Source organism: Pseudomonas sp. DF5, assembly GCF_058148225.1.
Window position 1 is genome coordinate 1 of record NZ_JBYVYM010000089.1, and the last position, 254, is coordinate 254.

The window sequence follows — 254 nt, forward strand, 5'->3', positions numbered from 1 at the left end:
CCCCGGCCATCGCCGACAAAGGTGTCGTTGTAGTTCGAACCTTTAATCGCCTCGATGTCAGTGAAGGTGTCGCCTGCTCCGATCCCGGAATGCACGCCGGTTTTCAGGTTGATGTTCACCGCCACGGTACTGTCGCTATAGCCCGCCGTGTCGTAACCGGCACCACCGATGAACTGGTCGGCCCCCGCGCCACCGTACAGCGTGTCGGCGCCCGAACCGCCGGTGATGATGTTGTCGCTGGCATTGCCCCAACC

1 pseudogene is annotated in these 254 nt (G+C 62.2%); it reads right to left on the reverse strand.

Features of this window, described 5'->3' with window-relative positions:
• Positions 1 to 254: pseudogene (locus AC30D7_RS28820) on the reverse strand (calcium-binding protein); the annotation flags it as partial.